Source organism: Mesobacillus sp. (assembly GCF_057785455.1).
Window position 1 is genome coordinate 129,385 of sequence record NZ_JBYNSB010000035.1, and the last position, 16,067, is coordinate 145,451.

Sequence of the window (16,067 nt, forward strand, 5' to 3'; positions counted from 1 at the left end):
ATATATAGTGTATTTTTTATTTTCGACAACACTATATATGGTGTTTAGGTCAAATAGAATTAATTTTGTCAAAAACGAAATCTATTAAGAAACAGAGAGAAAATGAGAGAAAGATAGATAATCAGCCATTTATGATAAAAATCAACAATTTTCGAGGGTTGCACATTTTACGAACAAAATGGCCCCTTGAAAATACTGGATAAAATAAAAAAAGCGGCTCTCCGCTTTTTTTATCTTTTAAAATTCCACTCATCAGACTCATATTTATTTTTTGCCAGACTGTTTACATAATCTAATTCTTCATCACTCAATGTGTACGGCTCAAGAGTGATGCCGAGCCCATCCTCAAAGCCTTTTTTGAAGGCATCTTTCGCCTCGTTAATCGTGATTTTTCGGCTGGAGATTTCATTAATGGCAACGGCCTTTGACTTAAATGCTTTCTGCATTCTTTCTTTGACCCGATCACTTGGGTATTTAAACAAACTGAAAAGTTTATCCTCATCAAGATCCAACAGAATGGATCCATGCTGAAGGATTACACCCTTTTGCCGGGTCTGGGCACTGCCGGCAACCTTTCTGCCCTCTACAACTAGCTCATACCAGCTTGGGGCATCAAAGCAGACTGCGGAACGGGGATTCTTCAGGGCCGCTTTTTCTTCGGAAGTTCTAGGAACCGCAAAATATGCCTCCAGTCCAAGCTTCTGAAAGCCTTGCAAGATCCCTTCGGAAATCACCCTGTATGCCTCTGTTACTGTCTTAGGCATTTCAGGATGCTCTTCTGAAACAATTACACTGTATGTTAGTTCATGTTCGTGCAGGACACCCCTGCCGCCAGTTGGACGGCGGACAAATCCAAGTCCGTGCTCCTTCACGGCATCCATGTCTATTTCCCTTTCAATCTTTTGGAAATAGCCAACAGAAAGGGTCGGCGGATTCCAGCCATAAAAACGGATGACAGGGGGGATTTTCCCAGCACCATGCCAATCCAGGAGAGCCTCATCAAGGGCCATATTAAAAGACGGAGAATTGTCTCCGGAATCAATAAAACGCCATACTTCTTTTTCCATGCCATTACCCCATTTTTGATTATTTGCAGATACGATTTTTTAAGTCTATCAAAATAATTCTCAAATGCAAAGCAGCTTGATTTTTACAAACTCTTTAAGAAATTTAACAAATTCCTTTGCTCTCAGGTCCAAGGACTTATATAATTATAAGTGGCTCAGCTATGCTTGAAAGGAGAAAGATGTTTTGGATACACTAATTTTTTTAATCGTCCTAACAGTTGCAGTAATCCTTTACTCGGTCTACATGTATTTCTACCAAAAGAAAATCGTGAAGACATTGTCAGAGGAAGAGTTTAAGAGCGGCTACCGCAAAGCCCAATTGATTGATGTCCGCGAACCAAATGAGTTCTCCGGCGGACATATTCTAGGTGCGAGGAATATCCCTCTTACGCAACTGAAGTCCCGCTTGAAGGAAGTGAGGCCGGACAAGCCAGTCTATCTTTATTGCCAGAGCGGATCCCGGAGCGGCCGAGCAGCACAAATGCTGTACAAAAAAGGCTACAAGGATCTGTATCATCTTGAAGGCGGCTTCAAAAAATGGGGCGGCAAAGTTAAAGCTAAATAAGCAATATTACCATATAAGACCCCTCAGCTAAAATCGCTGAGGGGTTTGGCTTTTTGTTTCTTTGTATGATGATAAAACAGCACCTCCCCATATCGCCAATGCCGAGAGGAAAACCAGCAAATAGATATTGAAAAACATAGTATTAGTGTACTGATTTAACCAGGGAAAACGATAAATTCTTGACTCCGGGACAAGGGGCCCTCCTCCAAGAAGTGAAATGAGTTCAAGACTATCCTGCCACATTCGGGCAAGGGAAAAGATGATGATGAGCGGCAATATCATTGAAAGGAGCAGCTTCCATTTACCGTTCATGACTTCCTTAACAAATATAAACAAGGCTATTAAATAGATTGGCAGTAATATTAAAAAGGGAATAATCACTACTACCGCAAGATTCCCATTTCCTGAGGTCCTGCGTGGATCAATCGTCATCGCTTCAATACCCGCTATCAGTAAAATGCAAAGAAAAGCTAGGACTACTATATAAGCCAGCTTATAAGCTTTTGATAAACTTTTATAAAATTGAATCGTTACTTCCACCCCCAACTCACTGCTCCCACTTAATTTTATTCGCACTTAACATCCCGATTCCCTTCAATCCCCCCATTTTTAAAATTCCCCCTTCCATACCGCTAGTGCATTTGCGCACTCCTCATTGATGATCCAATCGAACACATTAATCTTCACTCTCACCTCCACTCGAATTCCTTCAAAGGTTTTACCTCATAAAAAACAGTCCTGCCAAAATGACAGGACCATTCCTTTAATCTTTATTCAGCCTTTTGATAACGCAAAATCGGTTTTCTGGCTGCAGTAGTTTCATCAAGGCGTCCTACAACTGTTGAGTGTGGAGCTTCCTGGACGATTTCCGGATTTTCTTCTGCTTCCTTAGCAATCTGGATCATGACATCAATGAACGCATCGAGTGTTTCCTTAGACTCTGTCTCTGTAGGTTCGATCATGATGGCTTCTTCCACGTTCAGAGGGAAGTAGATGGTTGGCGGATGGTAACCGAAATCAAGCAAGCGTTTTGCAATATCCAGCGTGCGGACACCCAGCTTCTTCTGGCGTTTTCCGCTAAGGACGAATTCATGCTTGCAGTGCCTGTTGAATGGAAGGTCATAATGCTCAGCAAGCCTTCTCATCATATAATTCGCGTTTAGGACTGCATATTCTGTAACTGCCTTAAGTCCATCCGGGCCCATTGTGCGGATATATGTGTATGCACGGACATTGATGCCAAAGTTTCCATAGAAAGGCTTAACTCTTCCGATGGATTGCGGGCGGTCATAATCCAGCTTAAACACGCCATCCTGCTTAGTCACGATTGGTTTTGGCAGGAATGGAATCAAGTCAGCCTTAACACCTACAGGGCCTGAACCAGGGCCGCCTCCGCCGTGAGGACCTGTGAATGTCTTATGAAGGTTTAAGTGAACAACATCGAAGCCCATGTCGCCAGGTCGCGCTTTTGACATAACTGCGTTCAGGTTAGCTCCATCATAATACAGCTTTCCGCCTGCCTCATGGACAATCTCAGCCATTTCAAGGATATTTTCTTCGAATAGGCCAAGCGTATTAGGATTAGTCAGCATCAGCGCTGCAGTATCCTCGCCGACCACTATACGAAGGTCCTCTAAGTCAACAAGACCATTTTCATCGGATTTGACCGTGATCGTTTCAAAACCTGCCACTGTTGCGGAAGCAGGATTTGTACCATGAGCCGAGTCAGGAACGATTACCTTTGTACGATTCTGGTCCCCGTTTGCCTCGTGATAGGCACGGATCATCATCAATCCTGTCCATTCACCATGCGCACCAGCTGCCGGCTGAAGGGTTACTTCATCCATGCCAGTGATTTCAATCAAATGCTCCTGCAGGTCATACATCAGCTCAAGGGCACCCTGGACAGAGCTCTCATCTTGAAGCGGGTGCAAATGGGCGAATCCATTGAAGCGTGCAACATTCTCATTCATCTTAGGATTGTATTTCATCGTACAGGAACCCAGTGGATAGAAACCTGAGTCAACACCATGGTTCCGCTTGGAAAGTGCTGTGTAATGGCGCATGATATCAAGCTCAGAAGCCTCTGGAAGTTCTGGCTCCTCTTCACGAAGGAAACCTTCCGGCAATAACTCTGATAAATCTGCTTCAGGAACATCCATCTCTGGCAGGCTGTAGCCTACACGGCCTGGAGTACTGAGTTCGAAAATGAGTGCCTGATCTTCCTTATGCATTGATATCCCCCATTTCTTTTACAAATGTATCAATTTCTTCTTTTGTCCTTAGCTCAGTAACCGCTACGAGCATATGCTGCTCAAGTCCAGGGTAATCACGGCCAAGGTCATAGCCGCCGATGATGCCTTTTGTCAGCAGCTGCTGGTTCACTTCTTTAACCGGCTTATTGAGCTTGACAACGAACTCATTGAAGGAAGGTCCATCAAAAGCAATTTCAAAGCCATTTTCCATCAATGCTTTTTTTGCATAATGCGCCTTTTGAATATTGGATAACGCCATTTCACGGACACCTTTTTTGCCAAGAGCCGTCATGGCAACCGAGGCAGCAAGTGCGTTCAAGGCCTGGTTTGAACAAATATTTGAGGTCGCCTTATCTCGGCGGATATGCTGTTCCCTCGCCTGCAGCGTCAATACGAAACCGCGGCGTCCCTGGTCATCCTTCGTCTGGCCGACAAGTCTTCCTGGAACCTTTCTCATCAGCTTACCTGTAACAGCAAAATAACCGCAGTGAGGTCCGCCAAATGCTGTCGGGATTCCGAATGGCTGGGCATCTCCTGTGACAATGTCAGCTCCGAATTTGCCTGGAGGTGTCAGCGCACCAAGGGCAAGCGGGTTGCTTGATACAACAAAAAGGGATTTATTGTTATGTGTGATTTCCTCGATCTCCTTCATTGGCTCGATGCGTCCAAAGAAGTTTGGATACTGGACGATGACTGCACCAATTTCTTCGTTCGCCAGATCCGTTAAAGCATCAAGGTCTGTCACGCCATCCTTGTGAGGGATCTCAATTACATCAATATATTGTCCCTTTGCATATGTCTTAACAACATCCTTATATTCTGGATGCACCGCGCTAGAGATGAGGACCTTCTTGCGCTTGGTGTGGCCAGCGCTTAACATGGCTGCTTCAGCCAATGCGGTTCCCCCATCGTACATGGAAGAGTTCGCCACTTCCATTCCAGTCAATTCACAAATCATTGTCTGGAATTCAAAAATCGCCTGCAGCTCACCCTGTGAAATTTCAGGCTGGTAAGGTGTATAGGCAGTATAAAATTCAGATCGGGACAGGACGTGATCAACAATGACCGGGATATAGTGGTCATACACACCTGCACCAATAAAAGAAGTATTCATCTTCAGGTCAGCATTCTTTGCGGCGAGCTGTGCCAATTCCTTCATTAGTGCTGTTTCAGGCTTGGCTGGCTTTATATTGTATTCTCCCGCAAAACGGACTTTTTCAGGAATATCGCTGAACAATTCATCGATTGAGGAAACGCCGATGCTTTCCAACATTGCGACTTTATCACTTTCAGTAAGCGGTAAATAGCGATGCTTCATATTTCTAACCCCTTTCCGGTTATTTACTTTTTTTCTCTCTTATAAAAAGGTGTAGCTGATACAGCGGCTTTCAAACGCTTTCCGCGGATTTCAACTTCCACTTCATTGCCAATCTCAGTTTCTTTTGTATCAATCAGCGCAAGGCCAATGTTTTTCTTGAGGGTCGGAGATTGTGTACCAGTGGTGACTTCACCGATCTTGACATCTCCCTTATATACCGGATATCCATGGCGAGGAATTCCGCGGTCAATCATTTCGATTCCTACCAGCTTTCTAGGAACACCATTTTCTTTTTGCTTCTTGAGCGCCTCTTTGCCAATGAAATCTTCTTCTTTATTCAGCTTCACTGCAAAGCCGATTCCAGCTTCAAGCGGGCTGATTTCAGGAGAAAGCTCCTGTCCGTACAATGCAAGATTCGCTTCAAAACGGAGTGTGTCCCTGGCACCTAAACCGCATGGAACCACGCCAGCAGATTTACCTGTTTCAAGAATGTCCTTCCATAAACTGACGGCATCCTCAGATTTACAGTAAACTTCGAAGCCGTCTTCTCCCGTATATCCTGTTCTTGAAACCAGTGCTTTCTTGCCATTCAAATCCACTTCCTCACTGAATTTGAAGAATCCGATTTGGCTTAAGTCATGCTCATTAGCAAGCTTTTGCAGAACATCCTCTGCTGCCGGTCCCTGTAGTGCCAGCTGGGCCATATCCTCGGAAAGATTCTTGATTTCGACATCTCCCTCAAGATGGTCCTTCATCCACCCGTAATCTTTTTCAATATTGGATGCATTCACTACTAAAAGATAATGATCCTCTTCTATCTTATAAACAAGCAAGTCATCGACAGTGCCCCCGTTTTCATAGCACATGGCTGTATACTGGGCACCGCCATTTTTCAATTTTGAAACATCATTTGTCATCATTTTTTGCAAGTAGGCGAGACTTCCAGGGCCTTTTACTTCAACCTCTCCCATGTGGGAAACGTCGAATAAGCCTGCTTTTGTCCTTACAGCTTCATGTTCTTCCTTGATGCTTGAAAACTGAACGGGCAGCTCCCAGCCTCCAAAGTCGATTGTTTTCCCACCATATTCCTTGTACACATCAAAAAGCGGTGTTCTCTTTAATTCAGTCATTATGTATCCCCCTTCGTCCTGTGCCTGATTATTCAGCAAACAGCCGTGCACTGATGAGCATGCCACATCAAAAAAGGACAGAGTACCCCCTCTGAATTTGAGAAGGTCTCTGTCCTTTTCACCTGAAAGTTTACCTGTTAAGGCTTTCCCCTTTGGTGGCCCCCCTATATTGGAAGCACTCTCCAGAGATGCGTCAAACAAGAGTTCTTTTGCCTGAGAGATTCACAAAGATTGCTTGCTCCTTCGGCGCTACATAGGTAGTCTCTCCCCTTGCCGTCATCCGCATTTATATATTTTTCCAAATTGGGCATGCTAAACCTTATTAGACATGACTGCAAACTGATTTTAACTATAAAGTGACAAATTTCAAAACATTCAAAGCTACCTTCATCCTACCATTAGACAGACTTGTTCGGCAATACATTTATATTTTGAAAGAGGTGTGTAAAATGACCGTGCAAATTAACTTTGATTCTACTTGGCAGGAGGAAATGTCGACCCGGATCGAGAACGATGGCCCTTGGGGAAATTGGGAGCTTTTCAAGCTGGCGGTAGAAATCGAAAAACATACAATTATTCCGGAATTTGAAGGTCTGCAGGCCCCTGTACACTTGCCAGAATTGACTCCGCTTCCCCATCAGCTTGAAGTAGCGCGTCAGGTTGTCGAAAATATGAATGGAAAGGCGATCCTTGCAGATGAGGTAGGTTTAGGGAAAACAATAGAAGCAGGCTTGATCCTGAAAGAATACATGATCCGCGGTCTTGTCAAAAAGGTCCTTATCCTTGTCCCGGCATCGCTTGTGTCTCAGTGGGCTATGGAGCTTAATACAAAATTCCATATTCCTGCGATTGCGCAAAAAAAGAGCTATGTCTGGGAACAATGCGAGGTGGTTGTATCTTCAATCGATACCGCCAAACGTGCACCGCACAGGGACATCATCAATAACCTCAATTACGACCTTATTATCATTGATGAAGCTCATAAGCTAAAAAATAACAAAACAAAAAACTATGAATTCGTCCAGAATTTGAAAAAGAGATTCTGCCTGCTGCTGACTGCCACTCCAATCCAAAATAGAATTGAGGAGATTTTCAATCTAGTTTCACTTCTGAAACCAGGCCACCTAGGCAGTGAGACAGCGTTTTTTGATAAATATAAAAAGGATTCGAGATCCGTCAACGACGATGAGCACCTGAGAGAGCTTGTAAATAAAGTAATGATCCGCAACAGGCGTGCCGATACAGGCATCGAATGGACCAAACGCCATGTTGAAACCTTTCCAATTGAATTTTCAACAGAAGAACGTGCTTTGTATGACTCTATTCTGTCATTGAGAGAATCCGAGGGCGGGCTTGCCTCAAGCCAGTTTTCGCTGATGACGCTTCAGAGGGAAGCCTGCAGCAGCAGGGAGGCGGTTTTCTATACTTTAAAGAACATGCTGCAAAGGCAGGAAAATCCTTCAATCGGCTTTCAGCAAATCATCGGCCAGCTGATTAAAAGAGTTGAAGCTGTTACTAAGAATTCGAAAGCCGAGAAAGCGCTGGAATTAATCAAACAAATAAATGATAAAGTCATCATCTTCACGGAATATCGTGCAACCCAGCTCTATCTTCAATGGTTCCTGAAGCAAAACGGAATAACCTCCGTCCCTTTTCGCGGCGGTTTTAAAAGAGGCAAGAAGGATTGGATGAGGGAGCTTTTCCAGAAAAACGTCCAGGTTTTGATTGCAACAGAGGCAGGAGGAGAAGGGATCAACCTTCAGTTCTGCAGCCATATCATCAATTTTGACCTCCCCTGGAACCCAATGAGGCTGGAGCAAAGAATCGGCAGGATCCATCGCCTCGGTCAGGAAAAGGATGTGAAAATCTATAATTTTGCCACACGGGATACAGTGGAAGAACATATACTCAAGCTTTTATATGAAAAAATCCACCTGTTCGAAAAGGTAATTGGAGAGCTGGATGATATCCTGACAAGGCTGGAGTTCGGCAATATCGAAGATCACCTGGTTGATATTTTCGGAAAATCTTCCTCCGAAGGCGAGATGCGGATTAAAATGGAGAACCTTACATCGATGATCCAGTTTGCAGAGGAAATGAAGGAGGGAAATCAGCGTGCAGCAACAGGAAATTCATAATTTTCTCGAGCGGTATTTTACAGCCAATAACTGTGAGCTCCTTGAAAATAATTCGGGCTATATGACCGTACAGCTAACGGTAGATCTGGACAAGGAATTGATGAACCGTCCGTTTTACTGGCACTATCTTGAAAAGACTGGCGGCGTGCCGAACCCTATGAAGCTGACGTTCGTAACCAACAGCCAGCAGGCTCCTGACACTGTAAAAGGTGAGGTGATCCATTTCGGCTCACCCCGCCTTCATCAAATCTTCCAATCAACAAAAAGTCTTGCCGGTTTCATCAGGCTCTATGAAAACAACAGTTATGGTGTCCAGACACCACTTATTCCCTGGATCGGATTGAATATGAAAATTTCATATCAATGTGATAGGAAACGTGACGTCTTTCATTCTATCGGTCTTCATTTAATCAATGGAAGGATGGTTGAAGATTTTCATGAAAAGCTGCTAAGACTCCCGATGAAATCCAAAATACCAGATTATGCTTACACCCTGTCACCATTGATCAAACCAAAAAGCGGTGTTAACAGAATCCAGTCTTTTATCAACAGCAGGATCGAACAGGAAGACCACTCCTGGGCAGAGGAAGCAAGGAAACGCTGGAAAAAGGACCTGGATCTGCTGCATCATTTTTATGAAGATGCAGAAGAGAAATCCGAAAGCTTTGAAACGGAGAAATTGGCACTCCAGGAACAGTACGAACCAAAAATCAATATCTCGATCGTAAATGGCGGCTTGTTTTATCTGACTGAGAGATCTATTTAGCAGAAGATTGCTTTTTGTCAACTTTGCTTGGCTTGCCGCCTTTTCTGGCAGAATTACTGGTACTTTCTCACGGATTTATAAAAGGTGCAACCATTTCTGTCACAAGCACGTGGATTTTCTGTCAGAATTAAACAGAAAGCAGACCTTTTGTGCAAACTTGGGACAATCTTCAGATGAAGCATCTAAAGTTAAAAACTAATAAAAAATAAACCCGGCTCTTCAGCCGGGTTTTCCTATTGCCTTTTCTTTTTGATACTGGACATCAGCAAAAATGGCAGAATACCGAACCACCTGAAAAGGAATGTTGCCTCAGCTTCTTTCTTTTCCTGTTTGATTCTTTTCCGCTCTTCCTTTGGCTGATCGATATACTTTACAACTGTCTGGGTGATATATTTCACATAATCATTTGTTTTCATGTCTACACCTGCCCTTACGGTAACAAGTATATCCACTGATTACTTTTTCATACATCCTGCTATTTCACGGACGATTTCCTCAATTGACTTCCCAGAAGTCTTAATTTCATAATGGGCAGTCTCTCGGTATAACGGCAGGCGGCTAGTGTATAATGTTCGCGCAGCTTCGTGCCCATTCTTTTGAAGCAAGGGCCTGGTATTGTCTCCTGCAAGACGCTGGAGGATTTCCTCCATCTCTGCATAAAGGAAAAACACCAGTCCGTTTTCCTTCATATGCTTTCTGTTCACCTTTGCAGACACGATCCCTCCTCCGGTTGCTATTACCGCATCATCATTGGGCATTGTCTGCAATATTGACGATTCAAGTTCTCGAAACTTCCCTTCTCCTTCTGAAGAGAAGATATCATTTATTGATTTTCCGGCGGATTCAACTATTTTTTGATCTGTATCATAGTGGGCAATTGCCAGTTCCTCAGCCAGCTGCTTAGAAACCGTCGTCTTCCCTGCACCCATGAAACCAATCAGGTAAATGGCTTTCATTTATCCCTACCCCTATCTAATTCCTTTCTTTCCATTTTACCATCCTGCCCTGTTCCTTGTCATAGGTGCCTGTTCCTGTGATTTTCGTTCCGCGGTCAAGGCTCAATGTAAAAGTGATATCTTCAAGGTATTCAGATAGAGTTACTCTCGAAAACGCTACTCTTCCCTTATCAAATTCAATGGAGCCGTTTGTTGTAAGACTATTATCCAGCATCCTCTGTTCAGCAAGCTTCAGGGAGCTTAACATATAATACTCCTGAAGCCTGATGGCTTCGGTTTCTTTTTTGAATTTTAGCTCAGCGAGGTACTGCTGAGTCATGATGACTAAGAATACTGACATAAATAAAAGCAGTATCATTGTCAGAGGATAAACGAACCCTTTTTGGTCTATAACTCAACCTCTCCTATCTTGATGAAGTTTTGGATCCTGGTGATATAACGCTTCCCTTTTGTATCAGCTGCAGATATTTCTACACCTTCAGGAATCGTCTTAAATTGAAAGCTCGAAAGATTTTGCATCAGAATTTCATATCCCTTGAAATTAACCCTTCTCCTAATATTCGCGCCATATTTATCATAAATGATTGTGTTCGAACCTGATTTCAACAGGATTTTATCTGTGCTGACCGTCATTTGGTCTGCGGAGCGCATCTCCTTTTTTACCTGGCTGCTGAAGATTTCCCATTCCATGCGCTGTATCCCGCTTGCATTCACACGCTCATTGAGGATAATTTTGACCGCAAGCGGAAAAGCAGAGGCTATCATTAGAAACACAATCAGCGCTAACAGCATTTCAACAAGTGTAAAACCACGCTCATTCCACTTTTGCACATTTACGAGTTTCTTTTTGATTCTCGCTTTTAAAATGGATACACACCTCCGTGGACTGGGAATCCTTGTACACTCTCGTTTCAAAGAAATATCCCTGGAGATTCACAGTTTTCCTGTCAGATTCCAATCCATTGATTTTTATATACATAAGCTCGTCGTATAAAATATGGATAGCAGCTGTTTCCGCCCTGGTCTGCAAAATCTGGCTGATCACCATATTTGCTGCAGGCAGGAGCACAATAGTACCCACCATGAAGGCAGCCAGGGACAGGAGCATTTCTGCTAAGAAAAATCCATCATTCTTCCGTAACATAGAATCTGCCCTTTCCTATCTGAATCATAAAAACAAAGCTTCTCTTCCCGATTTTGATGTAAATAGGGCCAAACTTATCGATATTCCCATCTGGCATATAGCTGAATTTTAAAAGAATGCTTTCAATCTGAATTTGAGGGAAATACTTCCGATGAATAATATAGCCCCCGCCATATGATTCCCCGATTATGTAATACAGTTTATCCTCAGGGACAATATGGACCGTTATCTTCTCCTGATGGGAAATCGCATATTGCTGGGCAAATAGCAAATCAGTTTTAAATTGCGAAAAAAAGAGATTTTGTTCGAGAAGCTCATCCTGGGGAGAGAAAAGGAAGATTGCTGAAAAGGAAAGAACCATAAAAGCCGAGAGGACAACGAGCATTTCCACCATCGTAAATCCTTTTGAGTTTTTCATGTGTTATTGTTTTTTTACATCGCCTTCAGCTGTGATTACAATTGTAGAACCATCCGGACATGATGCTTCAGGGCTTTTCAAATAGTTTTCAGCCGCAAGCTCCGTGAATCCCGGGGTTTCATTATGTTCAATTTTATAAGCCTGAACCTGGGCCTCGACAAGTTTCATATACCCTTCACAGCCCTTTGAATTGATGTTTGAGGTGTGCTTTGAAATATAGGGCACTGTGATAATCAGCAGCATTGAAATGACCAGCAAAACAATCATCATTTCTATAAGTGTAAATCCTTTTTGATTTTTCATTTCGTTTTCTCCTTTGATCATTAAGTTAGATTCCTTGTATCAGCTCGAACATAGGCAGCAGAATTGCCAGATATAAAGAGACGATCAGCATACCCAAGAAGCTGAATAGCACCGGCTGGATGATTTTCATCAGCTTTTCCGTGCTTTCTTCCAGCTGGGAGAGGCAATGCCTGCTATAAAAATACAGTTCCTGATCGAGCTTTGCATTTTCCTGTCCATGTTTGATGATCCTTGACAGCTCGTTTTCAAAAAATGGATAGGATACAATAACCAGTTCAAGCGGTTCTCCTTTAGCCAGCTTCGCAATAGTGCTGCTGCCGATTTCCTTTAGGAACGGGTCCTTCCGGTTTTGCTCGAATATTTTAAAGGCATCCAAAATAGACAGCCCTCCTGCTAAAAGATAGCTTAATTGTGCCGAGTAGAAATGAGTTATGAATAGTTTGATCAGGCTGCCGGCCAACGGCAATTTTATAAGGAGCGACTTTTGCCGGAATGGAGTGAGCCTGCGAAAAAACCAGTAGTAATAGGCAATCAATGAAAGAGACACTATGATGAGAGAAGTTAGGAGATATGGAAATAAAGAAGCAGCGAAACTGATAGTATTCATGAAGATATTAGGTTTAAGATTCATATCCAGAAATAGAGATGAGAATTTTGGGAGCAATATTCTTTCGATGAAGAAAAAGAGGACTCCGGTGAGCAATACCAGAAATAGTGGATAGAATGCGAGCTTTCTGATCCTCTTATAATCACTGTCACGTTTTAAGACGATTTCACTGCCCTCCAGAACTGCTTCGGCCAGTCCGCCATGCTGTTCAGCAAAATAAACATAGCTTACCAAGTCCTTATTGAAATTCAGGTTATTAAGAATCATATACAGGGGATAGCCCTCTTTAAGGGTGGAAAGGCTGTTTTGGATATCACTCCATCTCTTCTTTTCCAGGTAAAACGACAATGACTCGATCGCCTCAGCCAATGAATAACCGCGCATCAGAAGTTCACCAGTTCTTTTAAGGAAGCGGGCCTGCTCCTCAACAGACCATTTATTCTCCATCATTCAGTACCCACCTCTGATATTCTGTTTCCTTGATGTAGCCAAGTGCGATTCCTTTTGTTATGGCATCCTTCAGTGTTTTGTACCGGTGGACCTGCGGCTCCCCTTTCGCTTCCATCATCACAGCAGCCAAATCCCTGCCGCTGAGGATTTCAAACACATTCCCCCTTTTACCGCTGCCAGTGGAATAACAGAATGGCGAACAGCCGCCATCGCAGTAGGGACAGGTCAATTCCACAAGCCTTTGTGCCGTTACAGCTATCAGTGTCTGTTCTATCTCAAGCCAATTTATCCCGAATTCACTGAGCCTGTAAATGGCACCTTTTGCATCCCGCGTATGCATGGTCGTTAACACGAGATGGCCGGTAAGCGCTGCCCTGATTGCTGTTTCCGCCGTTTCCCTATCCCTGATTTCCCCAACCATGATAATATCCGGATCATGTCTTAATATCGCTTTAAGGCCGGCAGAATAAGATATGCCCGCCCGCTCATTCACCTGGACCTGCAGCACTGTCTCACTTGGTTTTTCTATGGGATCTTCCAATGTAATGACATTGCGGTTCACAATTTCTGCCGTTTCGGACAGCATTGAATATAGGGTTGTTGTCTTTCCGCTGCCGGTCGGACCTGTGAAGATGATTAGACCATGGGCATGCTTTAATAATGAGATGAGCTTTTTGGATGTTTCCGGGAAAAGGGATAGTTTGAATGAAGGAATCTTGTTATTTTGAGGCAGGAGCCTTATGACCATGCTTTCGTTCTTATAGGCGGGGAGAGTCGAAATCCTCAGGCCAATTTTTTCATCTTTATACTGATAAGTATAAGCACCGCTTTGCGGCCTTCTTTTTTCACCAATATCCATTGAGGCTGTGAATTTAAAATGGGAAATGAGCCGGTCGCAATCTGTTTGATCTAAAGTGAAGCGGGGCAGCAGCTGGTTACCCAGCCTGAATTTGATGAGGGTGTCTTTTTCGCGGGGAATGATGTGGATGTCAGAAGCCCCGCTGATTAAAGCATCCTTTAAAACACTATCTGCCAGTAGCTCTATTGATTTTTCAATGAGTGAACACCACCTTTTTCTGTTATACCTTATATTTCTCTATCTCCTTTTGTTATCCTGCAATAAAAATAAATCAAATGTGTATAAAAAGTGACAAATAGTTTTATACTACTATCGTAGTCAACACAGCTTCTTCATTGGGCTATAGCCAAGCGGTAAGGCAACGGACTTTGACTCCGTCATGCGTTGGTTCGAATCCAGCTAGCCCAGTAAAAAACTCCGCAGCTTCATAGAGCAATAAAGAAACGGAAGCAATAACTGCTTCCGTTTTTTTATTTGGCTATACTTTTTAAAGCATCAGGATTAAAACCGACAATTAGTTTCTTTCCATCAGTCAAAATTGGCCTCCTTAGCAGTTTCGGCTCGTCAATCATCAGTTTGACCATTTCTGAAAGCGGCAGGTCCTCTACCTCTATTCCTAATTTTTTATATGTCTCCCCTCTTGTCGCAAGGAGTTCATCCAGCCCGTCGGTGGTCAGGGATAGGATCTGCAGTAATTCGTTTCTTGTCGGAGTGTCCTTAAATAAATGACGTTCTTGAAATTGGACGCTGTTCGAGACAAGCCACTTCTTCGTTTTTCGGCAAGATGTACAGCTCGGATAAGAAAAAAACGTCAGTTCCTTCACTTTAATAACCTCCTGGAGTTATATATAATTTCTTCTTGAATTCATTGTATAACTTTTGTATAACTTTTGTACAGTAATTTGTCATCAATTCGCCATTTAGTTGTGAACATTTTCTAAACATATTGTTTAAACAGTGTAAACCTTATTTTCCTCTGTATTATAATTGAGGAAAATCGTGGGCTGAGGTGAAAAAAGGTGGAACAAACATTAAAAATCACAAGTGTTTTGTCTGACCCTACTCGTTATTATATTTATCAGTACATTACAAAACGGCATAAGGATGTAACTGTCCAGGAAATCGCGGACAATTTTGACATCCACCCGAATGTCGCAAGGCTTCATCTTTCAAAACTTGAGGATGTCAACATGCTCGTGTCTGAAACCAAAAAAACAGGAAAAGGCGGACGGCCGAGCAGACTGTACCGGCTATCGGATGATGTGATCCAGCTGCACTTTCCCTACAGGGACTATCAGCTGCTGGCCAAAATCGCCATGACAACCATGATGTCCTTAGGTGAAGCTGGCAAAGACGCTTTGTATCAAACTGGTAAGCGCTTCGGGGCCGAACTGATGGACCAGGAAATTTCCCGGCATCCTCAGATACCTGTAGACATGACTTTTGAACATAAGCTCAATGCCATAAAGAATGCTGCTACCCTTGCAGGTTTTTATCCTGAGTTTGAAACAGATAGCGATAGGACAAAAATTTATTTTCAAATTTTCAATTGCCCTTTTAAGGAAGTTGCCGCTGACCATACAGAAACTGTGTGCAATATGCACTATGAATTCCTGAAAGGCATGTTTGAAGCGCTCTTCGGAGATATCGAGCTGATCGAGAAGGAGAATATGTTCACTGGCTGTGACTCGTGTTCATATCAGGCTGTTATTGCACAATAATCAATCCTTGTTTACTTTTCTGTCTACTTTACTTTATAATATGATAGTGATGGACTTGCAGGGTAAAGGAGGGATATCTTTGGATCGTATGTACAGAGTATTAGGATTCTGGACGGGAATCTTTGCAGTGATGTTTTTCTTAGGTCACATGTATACGACGTCCTTGATTTTCTTTGGTCAAACAGGATTTTTCTTGCTATTAAGTTATTTGAAACTGTCCGAGCGTATGTACATATACGTTTTCGGCGCATACTTAACGGTTTTCTTTGCTGGATTTACTTACTGGTCAACATTTATGATGCCACTTGGCGGAGCTGGCCATTAATTCTTTCCACAATAAAAAAAGCGATGGTGTCCATCGCTTTTTTTA

The 16,067-nt window shown here is 43.0% G+C and carries 20 protein-coding genes, 1 tRNA gene and 1 riboswitch; of the genes, 6 read left to right on the plus strand and 15 right to left on the minus strand.

The window, feature by feature from the left end:
* Positions 1 to 230: 230 nt before the first annotated feature.
* Positions 231 to 1,067 carry a lipoate--protein ligase family protein gene (locus AC3EBE_RS14490; RefSeq protein WP_488595750.1) on the minus strand — a complete coding sequence of 279 codons (837 nt, stop codon included), beginning with the start codon at positions 1,065 to 1,067 and terminating at the stop codon, positions 231 to 233.
* 244 nt (positions 1,068 to 1,311) lie between these two features.
* On the opposite strand from AC3EBE_RS14490, the gene AC3EBE_RS14495 reads away from it, so the two are divergent.
* Complete coding sequence (locus AC3EBE_RS14495; RefSeq protein WP_488595799.1) at positions 1,312 to 1,632, plus strand: rhodanese-like domain-containing protein; 321 nt, start codon at positions 1,312 to 1,314, stop codon at positions 1,630 to 1,632.
* A gap of 27 nt (positions 1,633 to 1,659) precedes the next feature.
* On the opposite strand, the gene AC3EBE_RS14500 is transcribed toward AC3EBE_RS14495, so the two are convergent.
* The 4 genes from AC3EBE_RS14500 to gcvT all read right to left on the minus strand — a co-directional run bounded on the left by AC3EBE_RS14500 (position 1,660) and on the right by gcvT (position 6,335).
* On the minus strand, positions 1,660 to 2,178 hold the full coding sequence (locus AC3EBE_RS14500) for a hypothetical protein (RefSeq protein WP_488595751.1): 519 nt from the start codon (positions 2,176 to 2,178) through the stop codon (positions 1,660 to 1,662).
* A 224-nt stretch (positions 2,179 to 2,402) separates the two neighbouring features.
* Entirely contained in the window at positions 2,403 to 3,866 is a 1,464-nt protein-coding gene (gene gcvPB, locus AC3EBE_RS14505) for an aminomethyl-transferring glycine dehydrogenase subunit GcvPB (RefSeq protein ID WP_488595752.1), read from the minus strand.
* Complete coding sequence (gene gcvPA / locus AC3EBE_RS14510) at positions 3,859 to 5,205, minus strand: aminomethyl-transferring glycine dehydrogenase subunit GcvPA (RefSeq protein ID WP_488595753.1); 1,347 nt, start codon at positions 5,203 to 5,205, stop codon at positions 3,859 to 3,861. The genes gcvPB and gcvPA overlap by 8 nt, the downstream gene beginning before the upstream one ends.
* 23 nt (positions 5,206 to 5,228) lie before the next feature.
* Positions 5,229 to 6,335, minus strand: a complete 1,107-nt coding sequence (gene gcvT, locus AC3EBE_RS14515; protein WP_488595754.1) for a glycine cleavage system aminomethyltransferase GcvT — start codon at positions 6,333 to 6,335, stop codon at positions 5,229 to 5,231.
* Between the two features lie 191 nt (positions 6,336 to 6,526).
* Positions 6,527 to 6,615, minus strand: a riboswitch (glycine riboswitch).
* Between the two features lie 169 nt (positions 6,616 to 6,784).
* Here gcvT and AC3EBE_RS14520 point away from each other — a divergent pair.
* Positions 6,785 to 8,473 (plus strand): DEAD/DEAH box helicase, encoded by a 1,689-nt coding sequence (locus AC3EBE_RS14520; protein ID WP_488595755.1) that lies wholly within the window; start codon positions 6,785 to 6,787, stop codon positions 8,471 to 8,473.
* On the plus strand, positions 8,451 to 9,239 hold the full coding sequence (locus tag AC3EBE_RS14525; protein WP_488595756.1) for a YqhG family protein: 789 nt from the start codon (positions 8,451 to 8,453) through the stop codon (positions 9,237 to 9,239). Before AC3EBE_RS14520 ends, AC3EBE_RS14525 begins: the two co-directional genes overlap by 23 nt.
* Before the next feature lie 233 nt (positions 9,240 to 9,472).
* Here AC3EBE_RS14525 and AC3EBE_RS14530 read toward each other — a convergent pair whose 3' ends face one another.
* The 9 genes from AC3EBE_RS14530 to comGA are packed head-to-tail and all read right to left on the minus strand — an operon-like array spanning position 9,473 to position 14,174.
* Positions 9,473 to 9,655 carry a YqzE family protein gene (locus AC3EBE_RS14530; RefSeq protein WP_488595757.1) on the minus strand — a complete coding sequence of 61 codons (183 nt, stop codon included), beginning with the start codon at positions 9,653 to 9,655 and terminating at the stop codon, positions 9,473 to 9,475.
* Positions 9,656 to 9,694: 39 nt separating this feature from the next.
* The gene (locus AC3EBE_RS14535; RefSeq protein WP_488595758.1) at positions 9,695 to 10,195 is read right to left on the minus strand and encodes a shikimate kinase; all 501 of its coding nucleotides are present in this window, start codon (positions 10,193 to 10,195) and stop codon (positions 9,695 to 9,697) included.
* A gap of 16 nt (positions 10,196 to 10,211) precedes the next feature.
* Complete coding sequence (gene comGG, locus AC3EBE_RS14540) at positions 10,212 to 10,535, minus strand: competence type IV pilus minor pilin ComGG (RefSeq protein WP_488595759.1); 324 nt, start codon at positions 10,533 to 10,535, stop codon at positions 10,212 to 10,214.
* A gap of 47 nt (positions 10,536 to 10,582) precedes the next feature.
* Entirely contained in the window at positions 10,583 to 11,026 is a 444-nt protein-coding gene (gene comGF, locus AC3EBE_RS14545) for a competence type IV pilus minor pilin ComGF (protein WP_488595760.1), read from the minus strand.
* Positions 11,010 to 11,339, minus strand: coding sequence for a hypothetical protein (locus AC3EBE_RS14550; RefSeq protein WP_488595761.1), 330 nt, complete (start codon positions 11,337 to 11,339; stop codon positions 11,010 to 11,012). Before AC3EBE_RS14550 ends, comGF begins: the two co-directional genes overlap by 17 nt.
* Positions 11,323 to 11,757 carry a competence type IV pilus minor pilin ComGD gene (gene comGD / locus AC3EBE_RS14555; protein ID WP_488595762.1) on the minus strand — a complete coding sequence of 145 codons (435 nt, stop codon included), beginning with the start codon at positions 11,755 to 11,757 and terminating at the stop codon, positions 11,323 to 11,325. Before comGD ends, AC3EBE_RS14550 begins: the two co-directional genes overlap by 17 nt.
* Positions 11,758 to 11,760: 3 nt before the next feature.
* Positions 11,761 to 12,060: a competence type IV pilus major pilin ComGC gene (gene comGC, locus AC3EBE_RS14560; RefSeq protein ID WP_488595763.1), complete on the minus strand. Its 300-nt coding sequence runs from the start codon at positions 12,058 to 12,060 to the stop codon at positions 11,761 to 11,763.
* 25 nt (positions 12,061 to 12,085) lie between these two features.
* Positions 12,086 to 13,117 carry a competence type IV pilus assembly protein ComGB gene (gene comGB / locus AC3EBE_RS14565; protein WP_488595764.1) on the minus strand — a complete coding sequence of 344 codons (1,032 nt, stop codon included), beginning with the start codon at positions 13,115 to 13,117 and terminating at the stop codon, positions 12,086 to 12,088.
* Positions 13,104 to 14,174, minus strand: a complete 1,071-nt coding sequence (comGA, locus tag AC3EBE_RS14570; RefSeq protein WP_488595800.1) for a competence type IV pilus ATPase ComGA — start codon at positions 14,172 to 14,174, stop codon at positions 13,104 to 13,106. The genes comGB and comGA overlap by 14 nt, the downstream gene beginning before the upstream one ends.
* A gap of 138 nt (positions 14,175 to 14,312) precedes the next feature.
* On the opposite strand from comGA, the gene AC3EBE_RS14575 reads away from it, so the two are divergent.
* Positions 14,313 to 14,384 (plus strand) — tRNA-Gln (locus AC3EBE_RS14575).
* Positions 14,385 to 14,446: 62 nt separating this feature from the next.
* Here the strand turns inward: AC3EBE_RS14575 and AC3EBE_RS14580 are convergent.
* Positions 14,447 to 14,800 carry a Spx/MgsR family RNA polymerase-binding regulatory protein gene (locus AC3EBE_RS14580; RefSeq protein WP_488595765.1) on the minus strand — a complete coding sequence of 118 codons (354 nt, stop codon included), beginning with the start codon at positions 14,798 to 14,800 and terminating at the stop codon, positions 14,447 to 14,449.
* Positions 14,801 to 14,995: 195 nt separating this feature from the next.
* Here AC3EBE_RS14580 and AC3EBE_RS14585 point away from each other — a divergent pair, with 195 nt between their 5' ends.
* Together AC3EBE_RS14585 and AC3EBE_RS14590 are read left to right on the plus strand one after the other, a co-directional pair.
* Positions 14,996 to 15,697: a helix-turn-helix transcriptional regulator gene (locus AC3EBE_RS14585; protein WP_488595766.1), complete on the plus strand. Its 702-nt coding sequence runs from the start codon at positions 14,996 to 14,998 to the stop codon at positions 15,695 to 15,697.
* Between the two features lie 79 nt (positions 15,698 to 15,776).
* The gene (locus AC3EBE_RS14590; RefSeq protein WP_226602050.1) at positions 15,777 to 16,022 is read left to right on the plus strand and encodes a DUF2626 domain-containing protein; all 246 of its coding nucleotides are present in this window, start codon (positions 15,777 to 15,779) and stop codon (positions 16,020 to 16,022) included.
* The last annotated feature ends 45 nt before the right edge of the window (positions 16,023 to 16,067 follow it).

Excerpts from the sequence above, each read along its gene's own strand:
- AC3EBE_RS14490 (WP_488595750.1), bottom strand. The coding sequence starts at position 1,067 with ATGGAAAAAGAAGTATGGCGTTTTATTGATTCCGGAGACAATTCTCCG.
- AC3EBE_RS14495 (WP_488595799.1), top strand. The coding sequence starts at position 1,312 with ATGTATTTCTACCAAAAGAAAATCGTGAAGACATTGTCAGAGGAAGAG.
- gcvPB (WP_488595752.1), bottom strand. The coding sequence starts at position 3,866 with ATGCATAAGGAAGATCAGGCACTCATTTTCGAACTCAGTACTCCAGGC.
- gcvPA (WP_488595753.1), bottom strand. The coding sequence starts at position 5,205 with ATGAAGCATCGCTATTTACCGCTTACTGAAAGTGATAAAGTCGCAATG.
- gcvT (WP_488595754.1), bottom strand. The coding sequence starts at position 6,335 with ATGACTGAATTAAAGAGAACACCGCTTTTTGATGTGTACAAGGAATAT.
- AC3EBE_RS14520 (WP_488595755.1), top strand. The coding sequence starts at position 6,785 with ATGACCGTGCAAATTAACTTTGATTCTACTTGGCAGGAGGAAATGTCG.
- AC3EBE_RS14530 (WP_488595757.1), bottom strand. The coding sequence starts at position 9,655 with ATGAAAACAAATGATTATGTGAAATATATCACCCAGACAGTTGTAAAG.
- AC3EBE_RS14535 (WP_488595758.1), bottom strand. The coding sequence starts at position 10,195 with ATGAAAGCCATTTACCTGATTGGTTTCATGGGTGCAGGGAAGACGACG.
- comGG (WP_488595759.1), bottom strand. The coding sequence starts at position 10,535 with ATGTCAGTATTCTTAGTCATCATGACTCAGCAGTACCTCGCTGAGCTA.
- AC3EBE_RS14550 (WP_488595761.1), bottom strand. The coding sequence starts at position 11,339 with ATGTTACGGAAGAATGATGGATTTTTCTTAGCAGAAATGCTCCTGTCC.
- comGD (WP_488595762.1), bottom strand. The coding sequence starts at position 11,757 with ATGAAAAACTCAAAAGGATTTACGATGGTGGAAATGCTCGTTGTCCTC.
- comGC (WP_488595763.1), bottom strand. The coding sequence starts at position 12,060 with ATGAAAAATCAAAAAGGATTTACACTTATAGAAATGATGATTGTTTTG.
- comGB (WP_488595764.1), bottom strand. The coding sequence starts at position 13,117 with ATGATGGAGAATAAATGGTCTGTTGAGGAGCAGGCCCGCTTCCTTAAA.